The 11,201-nt window shown below is 71.1% G+C and carries 10 protein-coding genes; 5 read left to right on the top strand and 5 right to left on the bottom strand.

Annotated features, from left to right (window positions below; translation table 11 throughout):
- The first annotated feature begins 225 nt into the window (after positions 1-225).
- Both WYM_RS18460 and ahcY read left to right on the top strand, forming a co-directional pair.
- Positions 226-432, top strand: coding sequence for a DUF3499 family protein (locus WYM_RS18460; protein ID WP_019182328.1), 207 nt, complete (start codon positions 226-228; stop codon positions 430-432).
- Positions 433-471: 39 nt separating this feature from the next.
- The gene (gene ahcY / locus WYM_RS18465; protein ID WP_019182329.1) at positions 472-1,968 is read left to right on the top strand and encodes an adenosylhomocysteinase; all 1,497 of its coding nucleotides are present in this window, start codon (positions 472-474) and stop codon (positions 1,966-1,968) included.
- Between the two features lie 27 nt (positions 1,969-1,995).
- On the opposite strand, the gene WYM_RS18470 is transcribed toward ahcY, so the two are convergent.
- Positions 1,996-2,841 (bottom strand): RDD family protein, encoded by an 846-nt coding sequence (locus tag WYM_RS18470; protein WP_019182330.1) that lies wholly within the window; start codon positions 2,839-2,841, stop codon positions 1,996-1,998.
- Between the two features lie 16 nt (positions 2,842-2,857).
- On the opposite strand from WYM_RS18470, the gene WYM_RS18475 reads away from it, so the two are divergent.
- The 3 genes from WYM_RS18475 (at position 2,858) to katG (ending at position 6,817) form a co-directional block, all read left to right on the top strand.
- Positions 2,858-3,853, top strand: a complete 996-nt coding sequence (locus tag WYM_RS18475) for a stage II sporulation protein M (RefSeq protein ID WP_019182331.1) — start codon at positions 2,858-2,860, stop codon at positions 3,851-3,853.
- Between the two features lie 129 nt (positions 3,854-3,982).
- Entirely contained in the window at positions 3,983-4,465 is a 483-nt protein-coding gene (locus tag WYM_RS18480) for a Fur family transcriptional regulator (RefSeq protein ID WP_019182332.1), read from the top strand.
- A gap of 39 nt (positions 4,466-4,504) precedes the next feature.
- The gene (katG, locus tag WYM_RS18485; RefSeq protein ID WP_019182333.1) at positions 4,505-6,817 is read left to right on the top strand and encodes a catalase/peroxidase HPI; all 2,313 of its coding nucleotides are present in this window, start codon (positions 4,505-4,507) and stop codon (positions 6,815-6,817) included.
- A 182-nt stretch (positions 6,818-6,999) separates the two neighbouring features.
- On the opposite strand, the gene aqpZ is transcribed toward katG, so the two are convergent.
- The 4 genes from aqpZ to WYM_RS22040 all read right to left on the bottom strand — a co-directional run.
- The gene (aqpZ, locus tag WYM_RS18490) at positions 7,000-7,794 is read right to left on the bottom strand and encodes an aquaporin Z (RefSeq protein WP_019182334.1); all 795 of its coding nucleotides are present in this window, start codon (positions 7,792-7,794) and stop codon (positions 7,000-7,002) included.
- Positions 7,795-7,958: 164 nt separating this feature from the next.
- Positions 7,959-9,260, bottom strand: coding sequence for a DUF58 domain-containing protein (locus WYM_RS18495; protein WP_019182335.1), 1,302 nt, complete (start codon positions 9,258-9,260; stop codon positions 7,959-7,961).
- Positions 9,261-9,262: 2 nt separating this feature from the next.
- Positions 9,263-10,252 (bottom strand): AAA family ATPase, encoded by a 990-nt coding sequence (locus WYM_RS18500; RefSeq protein WP_019182336.1) that lies wholly within the window; start codon positions 10,250-10,252, stop codon positions 9,263-9,265.
- Positions 10,252-11,201 (bottom strand): DUF4350 domain-containing protein (locus WYM_RS22040; protein WP_019182337.1); only part of this gene is annotated, 950 nt, incomplete at its 5' end. The genes WYM_RS22040 and WYM_RS18500, both read right to left, overlap by 1 nt.

Raw genomic sequence — 11,201 nt, forward strand, 5'->3', positions numbered from 1 at the left:
ATCGAGACGTCGCGAATGGCCGCCGCCGGTGCGTGCGCACGGCCGTTCGCGACGGTTCGATGATTCGGAGCGACCGTTCGCGACGGCTCGGCGGGCGCCCGAGCGACCGTTCGCGACGGGTCGAGCGCGGCGCGGCATCCGTCGGGACCGCCGGGGGAGGCCGCGACGGGTCGAGCGCGGCGCGGCATCCGTCGGGGCCGCCGGGGGAGGGGTAGCGTCGACCCGATGCGCGAGAGACTCTGCTCCAAGGTCGGCTGTGCCCGTGAGGCGGTGTCGACACTCACCTACGACTACGGCGACCAGATGGCGGCGCTGGGTCCGCTCGGAGCGGGGGGAGATCCCCACGCGCACGACCTCTGTGCGATCCACACCGACCGCCTCTCGGTGCCCAAGGGATGGGTCGTGGTGCGGCACGAGACCATGCGCGCCTGACACACCCGTCGTCCAGGGGCGGCGTGGGAGAATGGGCGGATGCCGATCCACACGCCCGTCGCCATGCCCGCCACTTCGGCCACCGAGTCGGCCGAACGGCTCGAGTTCGAGGTCGCAGACCTGTCGCTCGCCGAGGCGGGCCGCCATCAGCTGCGCCTGGCCGAGAACGAGATGCCCGGGCTCATGGCGCTGCGCGAGGAGTTCGGTCCGTCGCAGCCGCTGAAGGGCGCCCGCATCGCCGGGTCGCTGCACATGACCGTGCAGACCGCGGTGCTCATCGAGACGCTCGTGGCCCTCGGCGCGCAGGTGCGGTGGGCGAGCTGCAACATCTTCTCCACGCAGGACGAGGCTGCCGCGGCGGTCGTCGTCGGTCCGACCGGCACGGTGGACGCCCCGGCGGGCGTGTCGGTGTTCGCGTGGAAAGGCGAGACCCTCGAGGAGTACTGGCGCCTCGCGGACCGCATCTTCGACTGGTCGGCCGAGGGCTTCGACGGCCCCAACATGATCCTCGACGACGGCGGTGACGCGACCCTGCTCGTCCACAAGGGGGTCGAATTCGAGAGGGCGGGGTCAGTTCCGGATGCCGCGGCCGAAGACTCGGCCGAGTACCGGATCGTCCTCGACACGCTGCGCGCCTCGTTCGCCCGCGACCCGCAGCGCTTCACGCGCATGGCGGACGATCTGCTCGGAGTCACGGAAGAGACCACCACGGGCGTCCACCGTCTGTACGAGCTCGCGGCATCCGGGGGACTGCTCTTCCCCGCGATCAACGTGAACGACTCGGTCACGAAGTCCAAGTTCGACAACACCTACGGCATCCGCCATTCGCTTCCCGACGGCCTGAACCGCGCCACCGACGTGCTGATGGGCGGCAAGGTCGTCTTCGTCGCCGGCTACGGCGACGTCGGAAAGGGCGCCGCGGAGGCGCTCCGCGGGCAGGGCGCGCGCGTGATCGTGGGCGAGGTCGACCCGATCTGCGCGCTGCAGGCGGCGATGGACGGCTTCCAGGTCGCACGCCTCGATGATCTCGCCGGTCAGGTCGACATCATCGTGACGGGCACCGGCAACACGCGTGTCGTGACGGCCGATCATCTGCTCGCACTCAAGCACCTGGCGATCGTCGCCAACGTCGGCCACTTCGACGACGAGATCGACATGGCCGGTCTCGCCGCGATCCCGGGAACGGAGCGGATCGAGATCAAGCCGCAGGTGCATGAGTGGCGTCTGCCCACCGGGCGCAGCGTGCTGGTTCTCAGCGAGGGGCGACTGATGAACCTCGGAAACGCCACGGGACATCCGTCGTTCGTCATGAGCGCGTCGTTCACGAACCAGGTGCTCGCCCAGATCGAGCTGTTCACCAAGCGCGACGAGTATCCGATCGGCGTCTACACCCTGCCCAAGGCGCTCGATGAGAAGGTCGCACGCCTGCACCTCGCGGCGCTGGGTGTCGAGCTCACGACCCTCACCGACGAGCAGGCCGCGTACATCGGCGTGCCCGTCGACGGGCCGTACAAGCTCGACCACTACCGCTACTGATCCCGGCCTACCGCGTTCTTCTCGGGCTCAGCGGTCGGGGAAGCCGCGGGGCGGCGCCGACACCGCGGCGGTGAGGGCGTCGGCGCGCGCCGTCTCGAGCTGGAGGGCGCGCAGCTCGCGCTCGCGCCGCACGGCGACCACGGCGATGAGGAACGTCTCGGGCTCGACGGCGGGCACCGGTGAGACGTGCGCAGCGGCTTCACCGGCGAGGGATGCCGCCAGTCGCGCCCGCGCGGAGGGCTCCATGTTCGTCGCCGACCGGGCGAACTGCGCCAGTCGCCGCGACAGCCGCTCCGGCAGGCGCCCGACGTCGGCGACCGCCGCCCACTCGGCGAGGGTAGGCGGGACCCCGAGCGCGGGATCCGGCAGCTTCGGAGTGCGCGTGCGTTCGGAGTAGGTTCCCGCGATGAGGTCGCCCAGCCGCTGCGAGCGCGGGGTGAACGCACCCACGAGGGCCGCCACCGACCCGAGTGTGAACCACAGTTCGAACACGCCGACGAGGGCGCGGATGAACGCGTGCCGGAAGCCCGCCGCGCCGCCGTCCGTGCGCACGATGCGGCCGCCCACGGCGAGCCGCCCGAGGCTGCGGCCGCGAGTCGTGGTCTCGACGACGGTGGGGACGATGACGGTCACGAGCACGATGACGACGATCGCGAGGATCGGGAAGACGGCGTCATCAACGATGCCGAGCCCGACGAGCCACGACGTCACGAGTGCGAAAAGCACCAGCACGGCGATGCCGAGCAGCATGTCGATCAGCACGCCGAGAGCGCGCATGAAGAAGCCCAGCGGCTGGACGTCCAGGGCGACGGCCTCGCCGGTGAGCACCTCGTCCTGATGGATGTCGATGATCGCGGGTCGGTCAGCGGGCATGGCTACAGTAAATCGCATGGATCTCGACGCGCTCACCGCTGCCCGGCGCGAAGAGTGGGCGCGACTGGACGAGCTCAGCCGCACCCGTCATCTGTCGGGAGCCGAGATCGACGAGCTGGTGAGCCGGTACCGGGCCGCGTCCGCCGACCTCGCCGACGCGAAGACCTCGGCGGGCCGGAGCGTGCAGGGCGACCACATCTCGACCATGCTGGCCAGGGCGCGACTGCGACTGACCGGCGCCCCTGAGAACGTGCTGCGGCAGATCCCGCGGTTCTTCGTGCTGCAGCTGCCTGCTGCCCTGTACCGGGTGCGGTGGGCGACCCTCGCCATCGCCCTCGCCTTCGTCGCGGTGGGCACCGTCGTCGCGCTGTGGGTATCGCGAGACCCCGCGCTGGTCGCGAGCCTCGGAAGCCGTGCACAGCTCGAGCAGTACGCCCAGAACGAGTTCACCGAGTACTACAGCGAGAATCCGGCTGCGGTGTTCGCGGGCACGGTCTGGACGAACAACGCGTGGATCGCCGCGCAGTGCGTGCTGTTCGGGGTCACCGGGATCTGGCCGGTCATGGTGCTCGTCCAGAACGCGGTCGGGGTGGGCACGGCGGCGGCGGTCATGACCGCCTTCGACCGCACGGATGTGTTCGTGCTGTACATCCTTCCGCACGGGCTTCTCGAACTGACCTGCATCTTCGTGGCCGGCGCGGCGGGACTCCAGATCTTCTGGGCGTGGGTGGCCCCCGGGCCGCGCAGGCGCGGCGACGCACTCGCCGCGGCCGGTCGCTCCCTCGCGACGATCGCCATCGGTCTCGTGCTCGTGCTCGGTGTGGCCGGCCTCATCGAAGGGTTCGTGACGGCGCAGCCCTGGCCGTGGCCGCTGAAGATCGGCATCGGCGCGGCGGCGCTGGGGCTCTTCGTGTTCTACATGGTGGTCGTCGGCCGCCGCGCGCAGCGGCTCGGCGAGACCGGCGACCTCACGGAGTACGAGGCGGGAACGCCCACGCTCGTCGCCGGCTGAGGCGCACCTCGCCATTCCCTCTCGTACCCACGCACTGCACGTACGGGTCACCGGTGCGTCGGCGTACGCCAAGGACAGACTGCCCGGTCGTTTTTTTGAATGACTCAAAACAAGCGTAGACTGGACGGCATGACGACCACCCCCGCGATCGACACCGATGCGGTCGACGCGACGGAGCGACTGCGGGGCGTAGGCCTGCGGGTCACGGACTCCCGGCGAGCGGTCGTCGACGCCCTCGGGCATCGGCCGCACGCCTGCGCCGAGGAGCTGTTCGAGCTCGTCGCACGCGCCGTTCCCGGCACCAGCCTGCAGTCCGTGTACAACGCACTGGGCGACTTCGTCGACGCAGGGCTGGTGCGGCGCATCGAGCCCGCCGGCCGTCCCGGCCTCTTCGAGCTGCGTGTCGACGACAACCATCACCACCTGGTGTGCTCCGAGTGCGGCGCCGTCGTCGATGTCGACTGCGTGGTGGGGGATGCCCCGTGCCTGACGCCGTCCGACACGCACGGCTTCGTCGTGCACGCCGCCGAGGTGACGTTCTGGGGCGTGTGCGCACGATGCGATTCAGCGACGCGTCGAGCATCAGCGGTCGCGGCATCCGGCTCCGCCTGATCTCTCTCGAACTCAGACCAACTGTCAAGGAAGGACGACATGACTGACAGCAACGAAACGATCCCCGAGATCGGCGAAGAGGTGAGCGGCGCCGACCAGGCCGTGACCCCGATCGACACTCCCGTCGACGAGCGCGCCGACGGCGAGACCCGTCCGCGCCCGAACGACGCGGACGCGTGCCCCGTCATCCACGGCGGACAGCCTCACCCGACCACCGGCAGCGCGAACCGCGTGTGGTGGCCGAACCAGCTGAACCTCAAGATCCTGGCGAAGAACCCCGCCGTCGCCAACCCGCTCGGCGAGGACTTCGACTACCGCGCCGCCTTCGAGACGCTCGACCTGGCTGAGGTGAAGAAGGACATCGAGTCCACCCTCACGACGTCGCAGCCCTGGTGGCCGGCCGATTTCGGCCACTACGGCCCCCTCATGATCCGCATGGCCTGGCACAGCGCGGGCACCTACCGGATCACCGACGGCCGCGGTGGTGGCGGTGCGGGACAGCAGCGCTTCGCCCCGCTGAACAGCTGGCCCGACAACGTCAACCTCGACAAGGCGCGCCGGATCCTCTGGCCCGTCAAGAAGAAGTACGGCCAGAGCCTCTCGTGGGCCGACCTCATCATCCTCGCCGGCAACGTCGCGCTCGAGTCGATGGGCTTCAAGACCCTCGGCTACGCCGGCGGCCGCGCCGACGTGTGGGAGCCGGACGACGACGTGTACTGGGGCCCTGAGACCGAGTGGCTCGGCGACGACCGCTATTCGGGCGACCGCGAGCTCGAGAGGCCGCTGGCCGCCGTGCAGATGGGCCTCATCTACGTCAACCCGGAGGGCCCGAACGGCAACCCCGACCCGCTGGCCTCGGCTCGCGACATCCGCGAGACGTTCGGCCGCATGGCCATGAACGACGAGGAGACGGTCGCGCTGATCGCGGGTGGACACACCTTCGGCAAGACCCATGGCGCCGCCCCCGACACCAACGTCGAAGCCAATCCCGAGGCCGCCGGTCTCGAGGAGCAGGGTCTGGGCTGGAAGAACAACCACGCCTCGGGCAAGGGCGACGACACGATCACGTCGGGCCTCGAGGTGACGTGGACCTACCACCCCACGCGCTGGGACAACGAGTTCCTGCACATCCTGTACGCGTACGAGTGGGAGCTCATGGAGAGCCCGGCGGGCGGCCACCAGTGGCGTCCGAAGCACGGTGCCGGCGCCGACATGGTGCCGCTGGCGCACGACCCGTCGCAGCGCCGTGAGCCCCGCATGCTCACGAGCGACATCGCGCTGCGCACCGACCCCGAGTACGCGAAGATCACGCGCCGCTTCCTCGAGCACCCGGAGGAGTTCGCCGACGCCTTCGCGCGCGCATGGTTCAAGCTGACCCATCGCGACATGGGTCCGATCGAGCGCTACCTGGGCGCCGAGGTCCCCGAGGAGGCGCTCATCTGGCAGGACCGCGTCCCCGCGGTCGACCACGAGCTCATCGACGCCGACGACGCTGCCGCCCTCAAGGCGCAGATCCTGGGCGCCGGCCTCACCACGACCCAGCTCGTCTCGACGACGTGGGCCGCGGCATCCACCTTCCGCGGGAGCGACAAGCGCGGCGGCGTCAACGGCGCCCGCATCCGCCTCGAGCCCCAGAAGGACTGGCAGGTCAACCGCCCCACCGAGCTGGCCACCGTGCTGTCGGCGCTCGAGGGCATCCAGGCCTCGTTCAACGAGGGCCGCACCGACGGCAAGAAGGTGTCGCTGGCCGACCTCATCGTGCTCGCGGGCAACGCGGCGGTCGAGCAGGCAGCCAAGGCCGCGGGCGTCGACGCCGAGGTGGTCTTCCACCCCGGCCGCACCGACGCGACGCAGGAGCAGACCGACCTCGAGTCGTTCCACTTCCTCGAGCCGGTGGCCGACGGCTTCCGCAACTACTACGGTCCGAAGGCGTTCCTGCCGCAGGAGCACCACCTCATCGACAAGGCGAACCTGCTGACCCTCAGCGCGCCCGAGATGACGGTGCTCGTCGGCGGTCTGCGCGCACTCGGCGCGAACTGGGACGGCTCGCAGTACGGCGTCCTCACCGACCGGCCGGGCGTGCTGACGAACGACTTCTTCGTCAACCTGCTCGACCTCGGCAAGACCTGGAAGCCGCTGGACCCGGGCTCGCAGGCGTTCGAGGCGACCGACGACGGCAGCGGCGAGGTCCTCGGGCGCGGCACCCGCGTCGACCTTCTGTTCGGCTCGAACTCCGAGCTGCGCGCTGTGGCCGAGGTCTACGCCAGCGACGACGCGAACGAGAAGTTCGTGCGCGACTTCGTCGAGGCGTGGGGCAAGGTCACCGAGCTGGATCGCTTCGATCTGGTCTGACCACGCACGAGAGCGGCCCACCCCATCGGGGTGGGCCGCTCTGTCGTTGCAGTGGTCGCGGCATCCGCTGCGGTCGTCGCCGATGGCTGCCGTCCACAGGTCAACCGGCCGCGAACAGGAGGTCCAGCGGACCGGGCCTCCTGCGGAAGGCCGGTTGATCTGTTGCGCGTGTGAAGGCGAGCTCAGCGCGCGTCGGGGACGCGAGCCTCTTCCTGAGCGGGCGGCGCGACGCGCGGCTCGAAAAGGGCGCGGTGCAGGAAGCCGGCGAGGACTCCGCCGATGATCGGGAAGACGATGAACACCCACACCTGCGACAGCGGGCCGACACCGCCGTAGATCGCGGCGGCGATCGAGCGGGCAGGGTTGACCGACGTGTTGTCGATCGGGATCGAGATCAGGTGGATGAGGGTCAGCGTCAGGCCGATCGCCAGGGGCGCGAGGGCCGCGGTGCCGCGAGTGGTGTGCGTGACTCCGAGGATGATCAGGACGAAGACGGCCGTGAGCAGGATCTCTGCCACGATCGCCGCGCCGAGTCCGAACCCGCCCGGTGAGAGCTCGCCGAAGCCGTTGGACGCGAAGCCGCCGTCCTGCGCATTGGCGAGCCAGTCGCCGGGGCCGAAGAGGCCGATGAGGACGATGATCGTGGTGGCCAGCGCGCCGCCGATCAGCTGGGCGATGATGTAGCCGACGCTGTCCTTCCACGCGAACCGACCCGACGCCGCCAGTCCGAGGGTGATGGCGGGGTTGAAGTGGCCGCCCGAGATCGGGCCCCACGCGTACGCGCCGACGAGCACGGTCAGACCGAATGCCAGTGCGACGCCGACGAAGCCGACGCCGAGCGGGTTCCCCTCGCCGTCCGCGGGGAAGGTGGCGGCGAACAGCGCCGTGCCGACGCCTCCGAACACGAGCAGAAAAGTTCCCAGGGCCTCCGCGACGAGCTTGGTGGCCGTAGTCGGCTGATTGGTGGTATCCGGCATGGCGGACTCCTTTCCTCGTCGCGAGAGTACCGGCAGACTCAGCGAATTCCCAGGAAAGTGGGGCGGAGTGTTCATCATTGCCACCAGCGACAGAGGATCTCCCCGGATGTCCAGGCATCGGGTGCCGAGAATCAGGTTCCCGGATGCCGAAGCGACGCCGGGGGTCAGAGCAGCCCGGCCGCCTTGAGGGCGAGATAACGATCGGCGATGCGGGGCGGCAGCGCCTCGGGCGTGTCGGCGATCGCTTCGGCGCCTGCCCGTCCGATGGCGGCGGCGACGATCGCCGCGTCGCGCTCGCTGCGCTCGGCGGCGGCCGCCCGGTAGGCATCGGCGGCGTCGGGCCGTTCGGGAAGTGCCGCCCTCTCGTCGGTCACGGTCCCGACCAGCACGTGGGAGCTGCGCGTCAGCGCGGGGAGGGACCCCAGGAAGCCGCGCGCGGCCTCGGCCGCGTCCTGTGCGGTGAGCAGCACCACGAGCGAGGGGCGCGAGGCGAACGCGCGCAGCTGCGCGAACGCCGCATCCCAGTCGGTGTCGATCAGCTGGGGCTCGACGGGCGCCATCGCATCGACGAGAGCCGGCAGCAGACCCGGTCCGTCGACGCGGGTGACACGGGCTCGCGTGGCGCGGTCGAACATGAGCAGGTGCACGTGGTCGCCGGCGCGGGCCGCGAGTGCGGCGAGCAGCAGGGCCGCCTCCATCGCGGCATCCATCCGCACGCCGTCGCCGACGCGTGCCGCCGCCGTGCGGCCGGTGTCGATCACGATCACCACGTGCCGGTCGCGCTCGGGCCGCCAGGTGCGCAGCATGGTGGTGCCGGCCCGCGCGGTGGCGCGCCAGTCGATCGAGCGGACGTCGTCGCCGCGCACGTACTCGCGCAGGCTGTCGAACTCCGTCCCCTGTCCGCGCACCTGCACGCTGGTGTTGCCGTCGAGCTCGCGCAGCCGGGCGAGGCGTGAGGGAAGGTGCCGGCGGGCGGTGAACGGCGGAAGCACGCGGATCGAGCCCGCGGCGTCGAGGCGTGCCTGGCGACCCGCGAGGCGCAGCGGACCGTCGGAGCGCACGACCACGAAGGCGGTCGTCAGCTCACCGCGGCGGCGAGGGAGGAGAGGGATGCCGAAGGTCCGGCTCTCGCCCGCAGGAAGGACGAAGTCCATCCGTTCGGCCGGTGCGCCCGCGGTCGGCTGCCAGGCATCCCGGAAGCGCCCGCGCACCGTCCGGCCGGCGCCGTTGCGCAGGACGACATCGGAGAGCACCGGCTGACCGAGCAGCACGCGCGTCGGCACACGCCGCCGCACCGAGATCGCGCGTGGCGACGGGGCCGCCCATGCATCGCCGATCGCGGCCAGGAGGCACAGCAGGACCCATCCCGCGGTCGCGAGCCACGCGTCGACGCCGGCCGTCGAGAGCAGCACGACGGGCACGGCTCCGACGATCAGGAGCAGCGGAAGGCGGCCGGTGATGTACATGCCTAGATGGGGACGCGGGTCTGCTGCAGCACCGAGCCGAGCACCGCGTCGATCGACACGCCCTCGAGCTCGGCATCGGCGCGCAGCCGGATGCGGTGTCGCCAGGTCGGAACGAGCATCGTCTGCACGTGGTCGGGCGTGATCGCCGGGTAGCCGCCGAGCCAGGCCCACGCCTTCGACGCCGCGAGCAGCGCCGTGGCGGCGCGGGGGCTCACCCCGAGCTGCACCGACGGGCTGCGGCGCGTGGCCTGGGCGAGGTCGACGACGTAGCCGAGCACGTCGTCCGAGACGGTGACGGATGCCGCAGCCCGCTGCGCCGCTCGGATCTCGTCGGCGGTCGCGGCCCGCTGCAGGCCGGCGGCGGCCAGGTCGCGCGGGTCGAAACCACTCGCGTGTCGGCGCAGCACGGCCAGCTCGGCGTCACGGGCGGGCACCTCGACCACGAGCTTGAGCAGGAAGCGGTCCAACTGCGCCTCCGGAAGCGTGTAGGTGCCCTCGTGCTCGATGGGGTTCTGCGTCGCGGCCACGAGGAACGGGTCGGGAAGCGGGCGGGTCACCCCGTCGGCGGAGATTTGCCGCTCCTCCATCGCCTCCAGCAAGGCCGCCTGAGTCTTGGGTGGGGTGCGGTTGATCTCGTCGGCGAGCACGATGTTCGTGAACACTGGCCCCTCGCGGAACTCGAACTCGCCCGTCTTGGCGTCGTAGACGACCGAGCCCGACACATCGCCGGGCATCAGGTCGGGTGTGAACTGGACGCGCTTGGTGTCCAGTCCGAGCGCCGTGCTGAACGCCCGGACGAGGAGCGTCTTGGCGACACCGGGGACGCCCTCGAGCAGCACGTGCCCGCGGGCGAGAAGCGCGATCAGCAGGCCCGTCACGGTGCCGTCCTGCCCGATCACGGCCTTGCCCACCTCGAGTCGCACGCGATTCATCGCCTCGCGCAGCGCGGCGTCGTCGGGCGCCGGCGGGGCGGCGGGGGAGGGATCGGTCATCACGGGTTCCTTCCGGTTCCTGATCGTGTCGGAGCGGTTCCTGAGCCCGTCGGCGGCCGGGTGGCCGCGCGAACGGCGTTCTCGAGGTGCCGAAGGCGGGTGGTCAGCGAGACGAGGTCGGCATCGTTCTGGGGGATCTCGTCGATCAGCAGGGCTCGGACGGCAGCGCGATCCTGCCCGATGCGGCCGGCCGCCGCGTCGGCGATCTCGGGAGCGGATGCTGCCGCACCGAGGCCGAGCAGGCCGCCGAGGCGTCCGAGCGCGCCGATGCGCAGCTGATCCGCCGCGTGAAGCGCGTCGCGCGAGCGGGCATAGAGGCGTGCGCGGCCCTCGGTCGTCTCCCACGCACGCACCGTGACGGGCAGTCGCTCGGCCACGAGCGGGCCGAACCGGCGCCCGCGCCAGATGCCGGCGGCGATGCCGGCGACCAGCAGCAGCACGATCACGGGACTCACCCATGGCGGGGTGAGCTCGCCCAGCGAGGGATCGGTGTTCGCGATGTCGGTGTCTCCGAGGCCGGGCACGTACCAGACGACGAGCGGGTGCCGCCCCATGAGGTTCACGGCGAGGGCGGCGTTGCCGTCGTCGGCGAGGTGCTCGTTCGAGAACAGCGCCCGTCCGTCGACGGCCGAGACGCGGCCGCTGTCTCCGGCACCCCCGGTATGGGGCCCGATGACGAGACCGTGTCCGTCGCCCGCGGGATAGCACGCCTCTGCGGAGGAGTCGCCGCGGGAGAAGGTGGCGCCGGGCGCGAGCGCTCCGGCGCGCTCGGCATCGGACACGTCGCACTGCGGCGCCACCACGCCGCCCGGTGCGACGCCGGCGGGCGCGGATCCGGGCAGCAGCAGGTCGAGCGTGCGGGCACGCGGATCGACGAGCACGACGTCCGTCGCGGCGTCGGTCAGCTGCGCGATGGCGTCATCCGACAGCGCCGGGGCGTCAGGCAGCA

Origin of the sequence: Microbacterium yannicii PS01, from assembly GCF_000304335.1 — a bacterium.
Taxonomy (GTDB): Bacteria; Actinomycetota; Actinomycetes; order Actinomycetales; family Microbacteriaceae; genus Microbacterium; species Microbacterium yannicii_A.